Source organism: Ancylobacter sp. TW_SC_1 (genome assembly GCF_056836805.1).
In genome coordinates, this window is sequence record NZ_CM166365.1 from 151,853 (window position 1) to 169,595 (window position 17,743).

Sequence of the window (17,743 nt, forward strand, 5' to 3'; positions counted from 1 at the left end):
ACTAAAAAAGCGCGGCCCCACCCTCACGCCGTTTCAGCCGGAGTTCTCCATGTCTGTCGCTTATGATGTCGACTCCACCGCCGGAGCCAACCCGAACGACCTCGAAGCCTTCTTCATGCCCTTCACGCCGAACCGGGCGTTCAAGGCGCGGCCGCGGCTCATCTCGCGCGCGAAGGACATGCACTACTACACGCCGGAGGGCCGGCCGATCCTCGACGCCACCGCCGGCCTGTGGTGCGCCAATGCCGGCCACAGCCGCGAGCCGATCGTCGAGGCGATCCAGAAGCAGGCGGCGGAGATGGATTTCGCCCCGCCCTTCCAGTACGGCCACCCCAAGGCGTTCGCCGTCTCCGCCCGCATCGCCGCGCTGGCGCCGGGCGACCTCGACCACGTCTTCCTGTGCAATTCCGGCTCGGAAGCCGGCGACACCGCGCTGAAGATCGCGCTCGCCTATCACGCCACCCGCGGCAACGCGACGCGCACCCGGCTGATCGGCCGCGAGCGCGGCTATCACGGCGTCGGCTTCGGCGGCATCTCGGTCGGCGGCATCTCGCCGAACCGCAAGATGTTCGGCTCGCTGCTGCCGGGCGTCGACCACCTGCCGCACACCTATAACCGCGAGAAGCAGGCCTTCTCCAAGGGCGAGCCGGCGTGGGGCGCCGAGCGCGCCGACGCGCTGGAGAGCCTGGTCGCCCTGCACGACGCCTCGACCATCGCCGCGGTCATCGTCGAGCCGATGGCCGGCTCGACCGGCGCCATTCCCGCGCCGGTGGGCTACCTCAAGCGCCTGCGCGAGATCTGCGACAAATACGGCATCCTGCTGATCTTCGACGAGGTCATCACCGGCTTCGGACGCCTCGGCTACGCCTTCGCCGCCGAGCGCTACGGCGTCGTGCCGGACATGATCACCTTCGCCAAGGGCGTCACCTCGGGCACGGTGCCGATGGGCGGCGTGCTGGTGCGCAAGCACATCTACGACACCTTCGTGAAGAGCGACGACCCGGTCATCGACCTGTTCCACGGCTACACCTACTCGGCGCACCCGCTGGCCTGCGCCGCCTCGCTCGCCACGCTCGACCTCTACCGCGAGGAAGGCCTGTTCGAGCGCGCCCGCGCGATGGAGCCGATCTGGGCGGACGCCTTCCACACGCTGCGCGCCAAGAAGGGCGTGCTCGACATCCGCACCGTCGGCCTGGTCGGCGCGGTGGACTTCGAGTCGCGCGAGGACGGCGTCGGCCGGCGCGCCTATGAGGGCATGGAGCGGCTGTTCCACGAGGAAGGCATGATGGTGCGCACCGCCGGCGACACCTTCGCCGTCAGCCCGCCGCTCGTCATCAGCGAGAGCCAGATCGGCGAGGTCGTCGACAAGCTCGGCAGCGTGCTCGACAAGATCTTCTGAGCGCGTCGGACAGATCACAAATTCTTCCCTCTCCCCGTCGGGGAGAGGTGGCCCGCGCAGCGGGTCGGTGAGGGGCGACGCGGCTTGCCGATGGCGCCCCCTCACCCCAGCCCTCTCCCCCACGGGGAGAGGGGGCAAGCGCCCTTCGCTCTGGCGACAGTTCCGGGATCGGGCAACCGGCTGTATAGCCATGGCCCGATGCCCTCGCCCTTCGCCACGTCACTGCCCATCGACGACGCCCTGCCGGCGCTCACCGCCGCGCTGCGCGCGGGCACGAACGCCGTGCTGGTCGCCCCGCCCGGCGCCGGCAAGACCACGCGGGTGCCGCTCGCGCTCGTCGGCGAGCCGTGGGTCGCCGGGCGGAAAATCCTCGTTCTGGAGCCGCGCCGCCTCGCCGCGCGCGCCGCCGCCACCCGCATGGCGCGGACGCTGGGCGAGGAAGCGGGGCAGACGGTGGGCTACCGCGCCCGCTTCGGCTCGAAGATCGGCCGCGACACCCGCATCGAGGTGATCACCGAGGGCATCTTCACCCGCATGATGCTCGACGACCCGGAGCTTTCCGGCGTCGCCGCCGTGCTGTTCGACGAGTTCCACGAGCGCAGCCTCGACGCCGATCTCGGCCTGGCGCTGGCGCTCGACGCGCAAGGCGCGCTGCGCGAGGATCTGCGCCTGCTGGTCATGTCCGCCACGCTCGACGGCGCCCGCGTCGCCCGCCTGCTCGGCGAGGCGCCCGTCATCGAGAGCCTCGGGCGCGCCTATCCCGTCGAGACCCGTTATGCCGGCCGCGATCCGCGCAGCCCGATCGAGCGGCAGATGGCCGAGGCCATCCAGCGCGCGCTGGCGGGCGAGACCGGCTCCGTCCTCGCCTTCCTGCCCGGCGTCGCCGAGATCCGCCGCACCGAGCGCCTGCTGCGCGAGGCGATCCGCGATCCCGCCATCGACATCGACCCGCTCTACGGCGCGCTCCCACCCGCCGAGCAGGACCGTGCGATCTCCCCCGCCCCGGCGGGCCGGCGCAAGGTGGTGCTGGCCACCTCCATCGCAGAGACCAGCCTGACCATCGAGGGCGTGCGCATCGTCGTCGACAGCGGTCTCGCCCGCGTGCCGCGCTTCGAGCCGGGCGTCGGACTGACCCGGCTGGAGACGGTGCGCGTCTCGCGCGCCGCCGCCGACCAGCGGCGCGGGCGCGCCGGCCGCACCGCGCCGGGCATCTGCATCCGGCTGTGGAACGAGCCGGAGACGGCGAGCCTGCCGGCCTACGCCACCCCGGAAATCCTCGCCGCCGACCTCGCCCGCCTCGTGCTCGATCTGGCGGTCTGGGGCGTGCGCGAGCCCTCGACGCTCGCCTTCCTCGATCCGCCGCCCGCGCCGGCGGTGAGCGAGGCAAAGGCGCTGCTCGCCGCGCTCGGCGCGCTCGATGCCGACGGGCAGGTGAGCGAGCTGGGGCGCGCCATGTCCCGGCTGCCGCTGGAGCCGCGCCTCGCCCGCATGGTGATCGAGGGCGCCCGGCGCGGCGCCGGTACGGAAGCCGCGCGCATCGCCGCCGTGGTCTCCGAGCGTGGGCTCGGCGGCGACGCGCCCGACCTCGCTCACCGCCTGATGGATTTTTCCCGCGACCGCTCCGGCCGCACTGACGAAGCCCGCCGGCTCGCGGAACGCTGGGCGCGCGAGGCGGACGCGCTGGTGTCGCGGGAGCGGATTTCCGGCCCGCCGCCGGGGCCGGCCGTGCTGCTGGCGCTGGCCTTCCCCGACCGCATCGCGCGCGGGCGCGGCGACGGGCGGCGCTTCGTGCTGGCCAACGGGCGCGGCGCGGCGCTGGATCCCGCTTCCTCCCTCGCCCGCGCGCGATTCCTCGCCATCGCCGAGCTGACCGGCACCGCCGACGAGGCGCGCATCCTGCTCGCCGCCGAGCTGAGCGAGGCCGAGATCGAGGCCGAATTCGGCGGCGCGATCACCGAGGGCGTCGAGACCGCCTTCGATCCCGCCTCCGGCGCGCTGCGCGCCCGCCATCTGCGCCGGCTCGGCGCGCTGGTGCTGGCCGAGCGCACCGCGCCGCTGAAACCGGGGGCGGAGACCGCCCGTGCCCTCGCCCGTGCCGCCGCCGCGCGCGGGCTGGAGCGGCTTGGCTGGTCCGATGCGCAGCGGCAATGGCTCGACCGCGCCCGCTTTCTCCATGCCAGCCTGCCGGAGACCTGGCCGGACCTGTCCTGGGCACGGATGGCCGACACCGTCGAGGAGTGGCTGGCGCCGCAGATCGAGGATGTGACGGCGCTCGGCGCGATCGACGCCGACCGGCTCGGCCGCGCGCTCTCCGGCCTGCTGCCCTGGGAGCTGGCGCGCCGGATGGACCAGGAGGCGCCGAGCCATTTCGAGGTGCCGACCGGCTCGCGCCTGCCCATCGACTACGCCGCCGAGGGCGGCCCGGCACTGAGCGTGCGGGTGCAGGAACTGTTCGGCCTCACCACCCACCCATCCATCGCCGGCGGGCGGGTGCCGCTCACCCTCGCGCTGCTCTCCCCGGCGCACCGGCCGATCCAGCTCACCCGCGACCTGCCGGCCTTCTGGTCGGGATCGTGGCGCGACGTGCGCGCCGACATGCGCGGGCGCTACCCCCGCCATCCCTGGCCGGAAGACCCGGCCCATGCCGAGCCGACCCGCCGCGCCAAGCCGCGCGGCTGAACCGTTCACAGAGCCTCGTCATCCCGAGGTGCGAGCGCCGCGAGCCTCGAAGGATGGAAGGCGCGCGCTCGGATTGCCATCCTTCGAGGCCGCCCATGGCGGCGCCTCAGGATGACGTTCCTCCTCTGTCCACGGCATCGAAGTATTAACCATCTTGCGGCGGCAAACATTAACCACGGAGCAAGAGTACGCGCGCCCGGCGGCCGTTTTAACGCGTGGTCAAGGTGTGAGGCGCAAGGTGTCCTCACAATAAAATCTGTTCCAAGACAGATATCACGCGGATGAGTTCAAGCAGAGAAGCGGCCATGCGAGAGATGGTGGAACGGGAACTGGTCGGCCAGCACATGGCGTCGCGCCGTCGCGCCGCCGTCGCCCGCCGGCCGCACGGCACGGGCCTCGAATACGGCCTCATCGCCGCCGCCCTCGCGGTCGCCATCGTTACCGTGGTGGTCGGCGTCGGCACCCGCTATGGCGGGGTGCCGACGTCCGCCCCGGTCGTCGCGACGGACGCGATGCTGCGCTGATCAGCCCATCAGCGGCGCACGGCGCCGCGGCGCCACGGCACGCGACACCAGCAGCTTGTCGACGCGCCGCCCGTCCATGTCCACCACCTCGAACCGCCAGCCCATCGACTCGAAGGCCGCGCCTTCCTGCGGCAGCGCCTTGAGCTCGTGCAGCACCAGCCCGGCGGCGGTGTGGAAGCCGGCATCCTGCGGCACGCGGATGCCGAGAATGTCGGCCAGTTCGTCGACCGGCGTCGAGCCGGCGACGAGATAGCTGCCGTCGGCCCGCTCCACCATGTCGGGCTTGGCGTGGCCGGCGGACTCGTCGAACACCACCGAGCCGGCGATGGCGTCGAGCAGGTCGGCCGGGGTGAGGATGCCGACCATCGAGCCATATTCGTCGACGACCAGCGCCAGCGGCGACTGCGCGTGGCGCAGCACCTTCATGGCGTCGAGCGCGCCGGCGGTCTCCACCAGAACCGCGGCCGGCTTCACGAAGCGGCGGGGATCGGGCGTCTCGCCGTTGAGATAGGCTTCCAGCAGGTCGCGAATGTCGATGACGCCGACGCTCTCCTCCGGCGTGCCCTCGCAGGCCGGCATGCGCGTGTGGCGGGTCTCGCGAATGGTCTGGCGCACCGCGTCGGGATCGTCGGTCAGGTCGATCCAGTCGACATCGGTGCGCGGCGTCATCACCGCGCGCACCGGCCGGTCGGCGAGGCGCATCACGCCGGCGATCATCTGCCGCTCGTCCGGGTCGATCACGCCGGCGCTCTCCGCCTCGGCGACGATGGCGCGGATCTCGTCGTCGGTGACGTTGCTGTCCTCGCCCTTGCCGTGCTCGCCGAGCAGGCGCAGCACCACGCGCGAGGAGATGTCGAGCAGGAACACCGCCGGCGCGCCGATGCGCGCGAGCAGCACCATGCCCGGCGCGACGAAGCTCGCCAGCTTCTCCGGGCTCTGCAGCGCCAGCCGCTTGGGGATCAGTTCGCCGAGGATCAGCGAGACATAGGTGATGGCCGCCACGACCAGCGAATAGCCGAGGCCGTCGGCAAGGCGCGGCGCCATGCCCTGCGCGCGCAGCCACTCGCCGAGCATGGCGCCCAGCGTGGCGCCCGAGAAGGCGCCGGCCAGAATGCCGATCAGCGTGATGCCGATCTGCACGGTCGACAGGAAGCGGCCCGGATCGGCCGCCAGGGCGAGGGCCATGCCGGCGCCGCGCGAACCGTTGTCGGCCATGGCGCGCAGGCGCGCCGGACGGGCCGAGACGACGGAAAGCTCGGCCATGGCAAGGACGCCGTTGATCAGCACGAGCAGGAGGACGACGGCGATTTCAAACAGTGGCATGGGTGATGGGGGGAAAGCCTCTTGTCCGCCATTATGTAGCACGGATGCCGCCATTCTCCATGCCGGCATCCGCGTCGGCGGCGGCAGGCGGCCGCCGGCGGCGGTTTGACGCCCGTCGCGCGGACGCCTAGAAGCGCCGCAAACAGTCCCTGCCGCTGGCGGAGCCGCAATGTCCTTCAACACTTTCGGCCATCTCTTCCGCGTCACCACCTTCGGCGAGAGCCATGGGCCGGCCATCGGCGGCGTGATCGACGGCTGCCCGCCCGGCCTGCGCTTCCGGCTCGACGAGGTGCAGGCGGCGCTCGACCGCCGCCGGCCCGGCCAGTCGCGCTTCACCACGCAGCGGCGCGAGCCGGACGAGGTGCGCATCCTCTCCGGCACGCTGGAGGAAGAGGACGGCACGCTGGTCTCCACCGGCACGCCGATCGCCTTCCTCATCGAGAATGTCGACCAGCGCTCGAAGGACTATTCGGCGATTTCCGAGAGCTACCGCCCCGGCCATGCCGACTATGCCTATGACGTGAAATACGGCCTGCGCGACCATCGCGGCGGCGGGCGCTCCTCGGCGCGCGAGACTGCGGTGCGCGTCGCCGCCGGCGCCATCGCGGCGAAGGTGCTGCCGGGCGTCACCATCACCGGCGCGCTGGTGCAGATGGGCGAGATCGGCATCGACCGGGCGAACTGGGACGACGCCGAGATCGGCCGCAACCCGTTCTTCTGCCCGGACGCGCAGGCGGCCGCGCGCATGGCCGACTATCTCGACGACATCCGCAAGGCCGGCTCCTCGGTCGGCGCGGTGATCGAGGTGGTGGCCGAGGGCGTGCCGCCGGGCCTCGGCGCGCCGCTCTACGGCAAGCTCGACGCCGACCTCGCCAGCGCGCTGATGAGCATCAACGCGGTCAAGGGCGTGGAGATCGGCGAGGGCTTCGCCAGCGCCACGCTGACCGGCGTCGACAATGCCGACGAGATGCGCATGGGCAATGACGGCCGCCCGGTCTTCCTCGCCAACCATGCCGGCGGCGTGCTCGGCGGCATCTCCACCGGCCAGCCCGTGGTCGCCCGCTTCGCGGTGAAGCCGACCTCCTCGATCCTCACCCCGCGCCGCACGGTGACGCGGCACGGCGAGGACGCCGAGATCGTCACCAAGGGTCGTCACGACCCCTGCGTCGGCATTCGCGCCGTGCCGGTGGGCGAAGCCATGGTCGCCTGCGTGCTGGCGGACCATCTGCTGCGCCATCGCGGGCAGGTCGGCACGCCGCCCGTCTGGCCGTTCCCGCGCTGAGCGTCCCTGCCGCCGTCATCCCCGCCGGAGCCGGAAGGGCAGAGAGCCGGGATCGCCCGGTGATTGGCAAACGATCCCGGAGCGGCCTTCAGCCGTCCGGGATGACGTCGGCGAAGAGAGATTTCAGTATTACTGAAGTTCCCCATAATTTTCATTGCCAGTGAATAAGCGCGCCTCTATCCTTCGCCCATGAAACTCGCGGACTGGCTCGTCATGACCGGCACGACGCGCAGCGCCTTTGCGCGCGCGGCCGGCCTGTCGCCCGCCAGCATCACCGCGCTGTGCAAGGACGAACAGGCCTGGATCTCCCGGGAAGCGGGCGCGCGCATCGCGGCCGCCACCGGCGGCGCGGTGACGCCGAACGATTTCCTCGGGCTCGATAGCGTGGAGGTGGCATTCATGACCGACAATCTTCAGTCCCGCGTCGAAGAAGCGATCGAGGCGTTCGCGCGTGGCGAGATGCTCGTCGTCACCGACGACGACGACCGCGAGAACGAGGGCGACCTCATCGTCGCCGCCAGTCACGCGACGCCCGAGAAGCTCGCCTTCATCGTCCGCCACACCTCGGGCATCGTCTGCGCGCCGCTCACCGCCGAGCACGCCAAGCGGCTGCGGCTCAACCCGATGGTGACGGACAACGACGCCCCCCACGCCACCGCCTTCACCATCTCGGTCGACTACCGCCATGGCACCACCACCGGCATCTCGGCCGAGGACCGCACCGCCACGGTGCGCGCGCTGGCCAATCCCAATGCCGGCGCCGTCGACTTCGTCCGCCCCGGCCACATCTTCCCGCTGATCGCCCGGGAAGGTGGCGTGCTCATGCGCTCGGGCCACACCGAGGCGGCGGTCGACCTGTGCCGGCTAGCCAACATGGACCCCGTCGGCGTCATCTGCGAACTGGTCAATGACGACGGCACGGTGATGCGCGGCCCGAAGGTCGCCGAGTTCGCCGCCACCCACAAGCTCACCCGCATCTCGGTGGCGGATCTCATCGCCTATCGCCAACTGCGCGAGAAGCTGGTCAGCCGCACCGCCGAATTCGCCGCGCCGACCGTGGTCGGCGAGATGCATGCGATCTCCTACGTCACGCCCTTCGAGCCGGTGAACCACATCGCCCTCGTGCACGGCAAGATCGGCGACGGCCGCGACGTGCTGGTGCGCCTGCACCGCGCCGACCCGATCGGCGACGTGTTCACCGGCGGCAAGGCGATCCGCGCCTCGCTGGAGCGCATCAAGGCGGAGGGCCGCGGCGTCCTCGTCTATCTGCGCGACGGCACCACCGGCGTGCCGGTCTCGACCATGGGCGACGAGGAAAAGGTCGAGAGCGCCAAGATGCGCGACCAGAACTGGCGCGAGGTCGGCCTCGGCGCGCAGATCCTGCGCGATCTCGGCATCTCCTCGATCCGCCTGCTGGCGTCGCGCGCGCGCACCTATGTCGGCGTCGCCGGCTTCGGCATCGAGATCACCGGCACCGAGACGCTGGACGTCTGAGCCGGCGGCGTCCGCTACTCCGGTAGCGAACGCTCACGCGAACGGCATCGGGCCTCCGATGCTGCCTGCACTTTCGGCTTCTGGCCTCCCGCCCCTCGTGTCACCATGAGGATGACGGTTCTCTGACACGTCGAGGTCCCGTCACCGACGGAGGTCGCGATGTCGCGCGTGCGTGCCGCTCTCGCCCTGCTCGCCGTCCTGTGCAGCCTGACGGCAGCGGGCAGAGCCCGGGCCGACGATATCGTCGATGTCGAGCTGGTGCTGGCGGTCGACGTCTCCTACTCCATGGATCTCGACGAGCTCGCGCTGCAGCGCGAGGGCTACATGAAGGCCGTCACCTCGCCGGAATTCCTCAACGCCCTCAAGCTCGGCCCGAATGGCCGCGTCGCCATCGCCTATGTCGAATGGGCGGGGATCGAGGAACAGAAGCTGGTGGTCGACTGGACGCTGATCGGCGGCCCCGCCGACGCCCGCGCCTTCGCCGCGGCGATCGGCAGCGCCCCGCTGCGGCGCGTCTACCGCACCTCGATCTCGGGCGCGATGGAGTTCAGCGCCGGCCTCATCGAGCGGAACGCGATCCGCGGCCTGCGGCGCGTCATCGACATTTCCGGCGACGGCACCAACAATCAGGGACCGCTCGTCGACCTGACGCGCGATGGCGTGACCGCGCGCGGCATCACCGTCAACGGCCTGCCGCTGATGCTCAAAGAGGCGACCGGCTCCATGCTCGATATCGACCAGCTCGACATCTATTACGAGGACTGCGTGATCGGCGGCCCCGGCGCCTTCGTCATCCCGGTGCGCGGCACGCATGAATTCGCCGACGCCATCAAGACCAAGCTGGTGCTGGAGATCGCCGGCGTGGTGCCGCCCCGGCGGCAACTCGTCCACCGCGCCGCCGCCACCGAGCCGCGCATTTCCTGCTCGATCGGCGAGCGCATGTGGATGGAACGCTGGGGCAACTGAGGCGGCCTCCCGGCCGAACCATCATCGCCGCATCATTGCCGTCCTCCCGGCCAGAGCGCAGCGAAGGGCCGGGATCGCTCTCCCCCCGGCACCCGATCCCGGATCGGCCTGCGGCCGTCCGGGATGACGGGAAAGCGCGCCGTCCGCGATGACGGGTGAGTCCGTCCTCAGCGCCGGAACACGCCCACCATCTCGACATGGGCGGAATAGAGGAACTGGTCGACCGGCGTCACCCATTCCAGCCGGAAGCCGCCCTGCGTCAGGATCTGCGCGTCGCGGGCGAAGCTCACGGGATCGCAGGACACGCCCACCACGAGCGGAACGCCGCTCGCGGCAAGCTGGCGCGCCTGCGCCTCCGCGCCCTGCCGCGGCGGATCGAACACCGCGGCGTCGATGCCCTTCAGCTCCTGCGCCAGCAGGGGGCGGCGGAACAGGTCGCGCGCCTCGCCCGTCACCGGCTTGAGGCCCGACGCGCCGCGCGTCGCCTTGAGCAGCGCCTCGATCGCCGGCGCGGCGCTTTCATAAGCGCCTACGCGGGCGCGTTCGGCCATCCTCAGCGCGAAGGTGCCGACGCCCGAGAACAGGTCGACCGTCCGGGTCGCCCCTTTCACCGCCTCCATGACGAGGCCGGCCAGCGCCGCCTCGCCGGCCACCGTCGCCTGCAGGAAGGAGCCGGGCGGCAGCGCGACGCGCACGCCCCCCATGGTGACGACCGGCGGCTCGCGCTGCAGCACCAGCTCGCCATGCCGGGTGAGGCGGGCGAGGCGATGGGTGCCGGCGATCTCCGCCAGGGCGACGACGCGATCGGGCCTCAGCGGCCCGCTGCCGCGCACATCCATGTCGAGCCCGCTCTCGGTCGCGGTGACCTGGATGTCGAGCGGCTTGGCGAGCGGCGCCAGTTCCTGCGCCACCGCCCAGGCGGCCTTGAGCGCACCGTCGAGGCTGGGCGCGAGGATCGGACAGGCGTCGATGGCGACGATCGCGTGGCTGCGGCGGCCGGCGAAGCCGACGGACAGCATGTCACGGCCCGGCCGGGCGTTGCCGCCGGTACCGCGCGCATGGAACACGGCGCGGCGCCGGCCCTCGCCATGGGCGGCGACGAGCGGAGCGACTTCCGGCGTCAGCCCGACGCGCGCCAGCGCCTCCACCACCAGCGAACGCTTCCATGCCTGATAGGGTCCGGCGGCCCAGTGCTGCAGGGCGCAGCCGCCACACACGCCGAAATGACGGCAGATCGGCTCGATGCGCTCCGGGCTCGGCTCGACCACGGACGCCAGCCGGCCGCGATCATGCTCGCGCTCGATCTCCACGCTTTCGCCGGGCAGGGTCAGCGGCACATAGACCGGCCCCGCCGGAGTCTCGCCGACGCCATCGCCGCGATGGCCTACATGGTCGATCCTGAGCAGCGTCGCGCTCATCGGCCCCATCTCCCTGCCATAAGCCATGCAATATTATGCATCAGCGTAATAATGATCCGCGTCAATTCATCACCTGACCTTCGACGACCTGCCATAGGGTTCATTTTTATGTATTGTACGAAATGCTGATTCCTATTTTTCAAATGGACAGCCATGTTTACTTAGCAAGCGCACATAATAATAAAAGTCTAAGCGCGCAAAACGGGGGAAATAATGTCGCTTATCTCGGCACTTGCAATCAGTATCGGCGTACTCGGGGGCGTCGCCACCTGGCTGTTCCTCGGACCTCTTGCCGGCGGCCTGCAGATCTGGGTCGCCTTCATCGCCTGGGCCTGCTTCTTCCATTGCGGAGGCAAGGAGGCCGGACTCAAGGCCACCATAATGGCCAACATCGCCGGCGCCGTCATGGCGTGGCTGACGCTGCTCGCGGTCAGCCGCGGCGGCCTCGGCGAAAGCCTCGGCCTGCCGCTGTGGGCCGGCATCTGCGTCGGCGTCGGCGTGCTGGTGATGATCCTGCTCGCCAACATACCGGCCTTCGCCGCCATTCCGGCGATGGTCTACGGCTTCGCCGCCATGGCCGGCTATTCGCTGCTGGCCACGGACGGCCTTGCCAACCTGACCGCCCCGAGCCTTGCCAACCCGCTGGTGACCATCGTTCTGTCGCTGATCGCCGGCGCGGCCCTCGGCTATATCTCGGAGAAGGTCGCCGGGGCGCTGGTGGCCAGCGACAGCAGCGCGCGCCGCGCCGCCTGAGCCGCCTGCATCCGACATCGGCGCGGGCGGCACTATTCCGCCCGCGCCGCCACGAGCAGCCTTTCCTCATTGCCGTCGCCGCCGAGGATCGGCGACACCAGCCGGTGCGTCACCCGCCAGCCGAGCCCGACGAGCACTCCCTCGATCCGCGCCGCCGCCTCGGCCCGCGCGGCGGCATCCTTGACGATGCCGCCCTTGGAGAGCTTGTCGCGCCCCACCTCGAATTGCGGTTTCACCAGCGCCACCAGATGCGCGCCCGGCGCCGCCAGCGCCAGCGCGGCGGGCAGCACCTGCTCCAGCGAGATGAACGAGACGTCGATGGTGACGATGCCAGCCGGCGGAATCCGGTCGCAAGCGAGGCCGCGAATGTCGGTCTCCTCCAGCGAAACCACGCGCGGATCGCCGCGCAGCCGCTCGTGCAGTTGCCCCCGCCCGACATCGACGGCGTGAACGCGCGCGGCGCCGCGCGCCAGCAGCACCTGGGTGAAGCCGCCGGTCGAGGCGCCTACATCCAGCGCCTCCAGCCCGTCGACGGCGAGACCGGCGGCATCGAGCGCCGCCTCCAGCTTGAGGCCCGCGCGCGAGACCCATTCATAGGCCTCGCGCGCCTCGATCACGGCGTCCGCGGAAATCGTCTCGGAGGGTTTGCCGACCGTGCGCCCGTCCGCCGTGACGAGGCCGGCGGCGATGGCCGCCTGCGCCCGCGCGCGGCTGTCGAACAGCCCGCGCTCGACCAGCACGCGGTCGGCGCGCGCGCGGCCAGCACGCGTGGAGGCGGCAGGATCGAGGGCGGCAGGCTGAGGATCTACCGGCTTCATCGCCGCGCCTGGCGGGGCTCAGCCGCGCCGCAGGGCGACGGCGGCTTCTTCCTCGCGGCCGAGCGCCCCGAACACGCCGCGCAGGATGCCATCCACGTCGAGACCCGCCTCGTGCATCTGGCTGGCGGGGGAATCCTGCTCGATGAAACGGTCGGGGAGCGCGAGCGTGCGCACCTTCAGGCCGCGATCCAGCGCGCCGGCCTCGGCCAGCAGGGTCAGCACATGGCTGCCGAAGCCGCCGACCGCGCCTTCCTCGACGACGACCAGAACCTCGTGCTCGCGGGCGAGCCGCAGCACCAGCTCGCGGTCGATCGGCTTGGCGAAGCGCGCATCCGCCACCGTGGTCGACAGGCCGAACCCGGCGAGTTGGTCGGCGGCCGCGAGACAGGCGGAAAGCCGCGTGCCGAGCGAGAGAAGGGCGATCTTCGAGCCCTCGCGCACGACGCGCCCACGGCCGATCTCCAGCGGCACGCCATGCGCCGGCCGCTCGACGCCGACGCCCTCGCCGCGCGGATAGCGGAAGGCGATGGGCCCCTCGTCATAGGCGGCGGCGGTCGCCACCATATGCACCAGCTCGGCCTCGTCGGCGGCGGCCATCACCACCATGCCCGGCAGGGTGGCGAGCATCGGCACGTCGAAGGCGCCGACATGGGTGGCGCCGTCCGCGCCCACCAGGCCGGCACGGTCGATGGCGAAGCGCACCGGCAGGCGCTGGATCGCCACGTCGTGGACGATCTGGTCATAGGCGCGCTGCAGGAAGGTCGAGTAGATGGCGCAGAACGGCTTGAAGCCCTCGGTCGCCAGCCCCGCCGCGAAGGTCACCGCGTGCTGCTCGGCGATGCCGACATCGAAGCTGCGCTCGGGGAAGACCTGCCCGAACAAATCGAGGCCGGTGCCGGCCGGCATGGCGGCATTGATGGCGACGATCCGCTCATCGCGCCGCGCCTCGTCGATAAGGCTCTCGGCGAACACGCTGGTATAGGTCGGCGCGTTGGAGGCCGCCTTCTTCTGCGTTCCGGTGGCGACGTCGAAGCGCTGCACGCCGTGATACTTGTCGGCCGAGGCCTCGGCGGGCGGATAGCCCTTGCCCTTCTGGGTGACGACGTGGACCAGCACCGGCCCGGTCTCGGCGTCGCGCACATTGCGCAGCACGGGCAGCAGATGCGCCAGATTGTGGCCGTCGATCGGCCCGACATAGTAGAAGCCGAGCTCCTCGAACAGCGTGCCGCCGGTCCAGAAGCCGCGCGCGAACTCCTCCGCCCGCGCCGCCTGCCGGCCGAAGAACTTCGGCAGGCCGCCGGCGAGCTGCTTGGCGGTCTCGCGCAGCGAGCGATAGGTGCGCCCGGAGAGCAGCCGCGCCAGATAGGCCGACATGGCGCCGACCGGCGGGGCGATCGACATGTCGTTGTCGTTGAGGATGACGATGAGGCGCGAATCCATCGCGCCGGCATTGTTCATCGCCTCATAGGCCATGCCGGCGGACATCGCGCCGTCGCCGATCACGCACACGACGTTGCGCTGGACGCCGGAAAGGTCGCGCGCCACCGCCATGCCGAGCCCGGCCGAGATCGAGGTCGAGGAATGGCCGGCGCCGAAGGGGTCGTATTCGCTCTCGGTCCGGTTGGTGAAGCCGGAGAGCCCGCCGCCCTGGCGCAGCGTGCGGATGCGCTCGCGCCGGCCGGTGAGGATCTTGTGCGGGTAGCACTGGTGCCCGACATCCCAGATCAGGCGGTCATTCGGCGTGTCGAAGACATGGTGCAGCGCGACGGTCAGCTCGACCACGCCGAGGCCGGCGCCGAGATGCCCGCCGGTGACGGAGACCGCGTCGATCATCTCCTCGCGCAGCTCGGCTGCGAGCTGGGAGAGCTGGTCCTCCGGCAGGCGACGCAGATCGGCAGGCTCGCGGATCGTGTCGAGTAGCGGCGTCGAGGGACGGGTCAAGAACGGCTCCGAGAAACTCAATCGCCGGGGGAGAATGCACAAGGGCAATGAACATGTCCGGGCGAAGTTCAACGGCATACACAATGGGCGCAGGCGGTGCAACGCACGGTCATGGTACTGCCGGTATTCAGATAGGCGGCGCAACAGAATGTGGAGACCGGGCGTCGCGCTCGAACGAGCATTGGCCTCGCGCCACGGCTTCCTTTAGAAACACGTCATGGAAGCAGAGGCCAGCATCGCGACCGAGGATAGACGCTCCGAGCCGACGGACCCACGCCCGACGTGGCGCCGTCTGGTGCTGTTCCTGCCGGGTCATGACCCGACCGACATGGACTACCATCACGGCCGCTTCGCCAACCAGGCGGAACGCTTCGGCAAGCTGTGGTCGGTCGACGTCTCGGTGACGCCGCGGCTCGACGCCGGCACGGAGCCCTTCGCCCGCTGGGATGCCGACAGCCACGCCGGCAACTGGGACACCCATACCGACTACCGCGTGCTGCGCTGGGAGGACATCGTCGCGGCGCTCGACCGCCGGCCGGACCCGGTGCGCTTCTGGCGTGGCTTCGGCGGGTTGTGGGATTTCCTGCGCGGCGGCGCGGCGCGCGGCTATTTCCGGGCGAGCCCGCGCTACGGCTTCTTTTTCTTCTTCCCCTATGTCATCGCCGCCCTGTTCGCCGTCGCGGCGGTCATCGCCGGCGTGGGCGCCGCCTGGTTCGCGGACTGGGCGTCGGGTCACGCCATACCGCAACCGCTCAGCTGGGCCATCGGCCTTGTCGCCGCGATAGGCGTGTTCTTCGGCCTGTTCCGTCGCCCGGGCCGCGACTGGCGCCTGCATCAGGCGCTCGACGACTGGGACCTCGCGCGCGACTACCTGCACGACCGGACGCCGGAACTCGACGCCAGGCTCGACCGCTTCGCCGACGTGCTGGTGGAGGAGGTGCGCTCGGGCGCGCATGACGAGATCGTCCTCGTGGGCCACAGCCTCGGGGCGACGCTGATGCTCGGCATCATCAACCGGGCGCTCGACCGCGAGCCGGGGCTGGCGAGCGGGCCGACGCAGGTCAGCCTGCTCACCTGCGGCGCCACCATTCCCAAGCTCGCCCTGCACCGGCGGGGCCACAAGGTCCGCCGGCAGGCCGAGCGCATCGCGGCGACGCCGTCCTTCATCTGGGTCGAGTACCAGGCGCGGCACGACGTCATCAATTTCTACAAGTTCCACCCGGTCACGCTGCGCCGCACCACCTTCGAGAACCCGGACCTGTGTCCGCCGATGCTGCGCAATGCCAACGTCAAGGAAATGCTGACGCCGCAGAAGATGCGACGCCTGCGCTGGCACATCATGCGCATCCATTACCAGTTCCTGCTGGCGAACGAGCAGCGGGCCCCCTACGACTACTACATGTTCGTGCTCGGCCCGCTCGCCTTCCCCGACATCGCCTCCCGCCCGGAAGGACCGCTCGGTCGCTTCGCGCCGGACGGCTCCCTGATCGACTGAACCAACGGACGCTTCATGAATCTCCTCGTCGCCGCCAAGATCGTCTGGGCCGCCGGTGTCATTGGCTGGTACGTCATCCGCCTGCCGTTCGAGCGCAAGGTGAAGCGCGAGCGTGTGGTCGACGCGCGCGACCGGCTGCGCGAACTGGTTCTGCTCTCCTGCTCGACCCTCGGCCTCGGCATCACGCCGCTGCTCTGGGCGACCTCTAAGGCACTGAATTTCGCCAATTATCCCTATTCGCCGGTGCAGTTCGCCCTCGGCACCCTCACCTTCATCGCCTCGCTCTGGCTGTTCCGCCGCACCCACAAGGATCTCGGCAAGAACTGGTCGGTGACGCTGGAGATCAAGGACAAGCACAAGCTCATCACCGCAGGCGTCTACCGCCATGTGCGCCACCCGATGTACTCGGCGTTCTTCCTGTGGGCGCTGGCGCAGTTCATCCTGATCCCGAACTGGATCGCCGGCCCGGCCGGACTGATCGGCTTCGGCATCCTCTACGCCTTCCGCGTCGGCCGCGAGGAGAAGATGATGCTCGACACGTTCGGCCAGGAGTACCGCGACTACAGCGCCCGCACCGCGCGGCTCATACCGCACGTCTACTGACACGACGCAGGCGCCTATCCCCGCCCGCACGACCGGAGGCGACGATGCTGGAACTCAGGCCGAACTGCGAGTGCTGCGACCGCGACCTGCCGCCGGACGCGCGCGAGGCGGTGATCTGCACCTTCGAGTGCACCTTCTGCACGGATTGCAGCGACGGTCTGCTGAACGGCATCTGCCCCAACTGCAAGGGCGAGCTGCTGCGACGTCCGATCCGTCCGCCGGCGGCGCTCGCCCGCAACCCGGCCTCGACGGTGCGGGTGTTCAATCCGGACTGCCGTGGCCGCCGGGCGGGCTGAGCGCGGCTAGCCGTCGAGCCGCGTCCCGGCGAAGGCACCCGCCGCCACGTCCGAACACAGCCCCGACCACTGGCAGCCTGCGCAGGCGGTGCGCAGGGTCCCCGCGGCGAAGGCCCCGCGCATCTGTGCCACCCGGGCCGAAGACAGGGCGAGGCGGCGACCGGGTCCGACCGGCCGTCCGAGCAGCCGGGCGATGTCGGCGAGCGCCTGCGCGTCGCGCTGCGCGACGCTGGCGTTGAAGCAGTGATGCTCGGCCTCGGCCAGCATGGGGCCGCAAATGTCGTCGGGCCCATCCACCAGCTCGACGTCCTCGCCGGCATTGAGACGGGCCACGATGCGGCGGTAATTGGCGGTGAAGGCGGACGTGTAGCCCTTGCCGACAAAGGTCAGCAGGCACAGCAGATGGTGGCCGCGCAGCCTTATCGTCATGCGGCGCTCGCCGGGCCCGAGAGAGGGCTATTCCGCGTCGAGCGGCTGCGCGCCGGCGGGACGGCCATCGGCGCCGAGGGTGATCTTCTCGACCCGCGCCTCGGCATCGTTCAGCAGCGCGTCGCAGCGGGCCTTCAGCGCCTCGCCGCGCGCATAGAGCGTGATGGACTCTTCCAGCGGAACACTGCCGCCCTCGAGCTTGGAGACGATCGCCTCAAGCTCCGCAAGCGCCTTCTCGAAGCTCAGCGCATTCACGTCCGCCATATCGGTCATCGCGTCCTCCACCATGAATCGCGCTCCTTATACAGCGTGGAGCGGGCGCG

Annotated in this window: 16 protein-coding genes; 10 read left to right on the top strand and 6 right to left on the bottom strand. The window is 70.5% G+C overall.

The genetic code is table 11. The annotated features are described in order from the left end of the window. The first annotated feature begins 49 nt into the window (after window positions 1-49). The 3 genes from aptA to AC1PZ7_RS00715 all read left to right on the top strand — a co-directional run bounded on the left by aptA (window position 50) and on the right by AC1PZ7_RS00715 (window position 4,602). Window positions 50-1,399, top strand: coding sequence for an omega-aminotransferase AptA (aptA, locus tag AC1PZ7_RS00705; RefSeq protein WP_482357604.1), 1,350 nt, complete (start codon window positions 50-52; stop codon window positions 1,397-1,399). A gap of 198 nt (window positions 1,400-1,597) precedes the next feature. Beyond that, on the top strand, window positions 1,598-4,078 hold the full coding sequence (hrpB, locus tag AC1PZ7_RS00710; RefSeq protein ID WP_482357605.1) for an ATP-dependent helicase HrpB: 2,481 nt from the start codon (window positions 1,598-1,600) through the stop codon (window positions 4,076-4,078). A gap of 305 nt (window positions 4,079-4,383) precedes the next feature. Further along, window positions 4,384-4,602 carry a hypothetical protein gene (locus AC1PZ7_RS00715; protein ID WP_482357606.1) on the top strand — a complete coding sequence of 73 codons (219 nt, stop codon included), beginning with the start codon at window positions 4,384-4,386 and terminating at the stop codon, window positions 4,600-4,602. On the opposite strand, the gene AC1PZ7_RS00720 is transcribed toward AC1PZ7_RS00715, so the two are convergent. Then, on the bottom strand, window positions 4,603-5,925 hold the full coding sequence (locus AC1PZ7_RS00720; RefSeq protein ID WP_482357607.1) for a hemolysin family protein: 1,323 nt from the start codon (window positions 5,923-5,925) through the stop codon (window positions 4,603-4,605). It lies immediately after the preceding gene. Window positions 5,926-6,094: 169 nt separating this feature from the next. Here AC1PZ7_RS00720 and aroC point away from each other — a divergent pair, with 169 nt between their 5' ends. The 3 genes from aroC to AC1PZ7_RS00735 all read left to right on the top strand — a co-directional run bounded on the left by aroC (window position 6,095) and on the right by AC1PZ7_RS00735 (window position 9,667). Then, window positions 6,095-7,207, top strand: a complete 1,113-nt coding sequence (aroC, locus tag AC1PZ7_RS00725) for a chorismate synthase (protein WP_482357608.1) — start codon at window positions 6,095-6,097, stop codon at window positions 7,205-7,207. Between the two features lie 189 nt (window positions 7,208-7,396). After that, window positions 7,397-8,701 carry a 3,4-dihydroxy-2-butanone-4-phosphate synthase gene (ribB, locus tag AC1PZ7_RS00730; protein WP_482357609.1) on the top strand — a complete coding sequence of 435 codons (1,305 nt, stop codon included), beginning with the start codon at window positions 7,397-7,399 and terminating at the stop codon, window positions 8,699-8,701. 159 nt (window positions 8,702-8,860) lie between these two features. Further along, window positions 8,861-9,667 (top strand): DUF1194 domain-containing protein, encoded by an 807-nt coding sequence (locus tag AC1PZ7_RS00735; protein ID WP_482357610.1) that lies wholly within the window; start codon window positions 8,861-8,863, stop codon window positions 9,665-9,667. Between the two features lie 167 nt (window positions 9,668-9,834). Here AC1PZ7_RS00735 and AC1PZ7_RS00740 read toward each other — a convergent pair whose 3' ends face one another. Next, window positions 9,835-11,085, bottom strand: a complete 1,251-nt coding sequence (locus tag AC1PZ7_RS00740; protein WP_482357611.1) for a class I SAM-dependent RNA methyltransferase — start codon at window positions 11,083-11,085, stop codon at window positions 9,835-9,837. 213 nt (window positions 11,086-11,298) lie between these two features. Between AC1PZ7_RS00740 and AC1PZ7_RS00745 the strand changes: the two genes are divergently transcribed. Then, complete coding sequence (locus AC1PZ7_RS00745) at window positions 11,299-11,838, top strand: DUF1097 domain-containing protein (RefSeq protein WP_482357612.1); 540 nt, start codon at window positions 11,299-11,301, stop codon at window positions 11,836-11,838. A 32-nt stretch (window positions 11,839-11,870) separates the two neighbouring features. On the opposite strand, the gene AC1PZ7_RS00750 is transcribed toward AC1PZ7_RS00745, so the two are convergent. Both AC1PZ7_RS00750 and dxs read right to left on the bottom strand, forming a co-directional pair. Continuing rightward, a complete protein-coding gene (locus tag AC1PZ7_RS00750) occupies window positions 11,871-12,656 on the bottom strand; it encodes a TlyA family RNA methyltransferase (RefSeq protein ID WP_482357613.1) in 786 nt (261 codons plus the stop codon). A gap of 18 nt (window positions 12,657-12,674) precedes the next feature. After that, on the bottom strand, window positions 12,675-14,597 hold the full coding sequence (dxs, locus tag AC1PZ7_RS00755; protein WP_482357614.1) for a 1-deoxy-D-xylulose-5-phosphate synthase: 1,923 nt from the start codon (window positions 14,595-14,597) through the stop codon (window positions 12,675-12,677). A gap of 217 nt (window positions 14,598-14,814) precedes the next feature. Between dxs and AC1PZ7_RS00760 the strand changes: the two genes are divergently transcribed. Genes AC1PZ7_RS00760 through AC1PZ7_RS00770 form a run of 3 tightly spaced genes read left to right on the top strand, consistent with a single transcriptional unit; the run spans window position 14,815 to window position 16,991 of the window. After that, a complete protein-coding gene (locus AC1PZ7_RS00760) occupies window positions 14,815-16,092 on the top strand; it encodes a hypothetical protein (protein ID WP_482357615.1) in 1,278 nt (425 codons plus the stop codon). A 15-nt stretch (window positions 16,093-16,107) separates the two neighbouring features. Then, a complete protein-coding gene (locus AC1PZ7_RS00765) occupies window positions 16,108-16,695 on the top strand; it encodes a protein-S-isoprenylcysteine O-methyltransferase (RefSeq protein ID WP_482357616.1) in 588 nt (195 codons plus the stop codon). A gap of 44 nt (window positions 16,696-16,739) precedes the next feature. Continuing rightward, window positions 16,740-16,991: a DUF1272 domain-containing protein gene (locus tag AC1PZ7_RS00770; protein WP_482357617.1), complete on the top strand. Its 252-nt coding sequence runs from the start codon at window positions 16,740-16,742 to the stop codon at window positions 16,989-16,991. Window positions 16,992-16,997: 6 nt separating this feature from the next. On the opposite strand, the gene AC1PZ7_RS00775 is transcribed toward AC1PZ7_RS00770, so the two are convergent. Together AC1PZ7_RS00775 and AC1PZ7_RS00780 are read right to left on the bottom strand one after the other, a co-directional pair. Next, window positions 16,998-17,420 carry a DUF1284 domain-containing protein gene (locus AC1PZ7_RS00775; RefSeq protein ID WP_482357618.1) on the bottom strand — a complete coding sequence of 141 codons (423 nt, stop codon included), beginning with the start codon at window positions 17,418-17,420 and terminating at the stop codon, window positions 16,998-17,000. 27 nt (window positions 17,421-17,447) lie between these two features. Next, window positions 17,448-17,693 (bottom strand): exodeoxyribonuclease VII small subunit, encoded by a 246-nt coding sequence (locus AC1PZ7_RS00780; protein ID WP_482357619.1) that lies wholly within the window; start codon window positions 17,691-17,693, stop codon window positions 17,448-17,450. Between the last annotated feature and the right edge of the window lie 50 nt (window positions 17,694-17,743).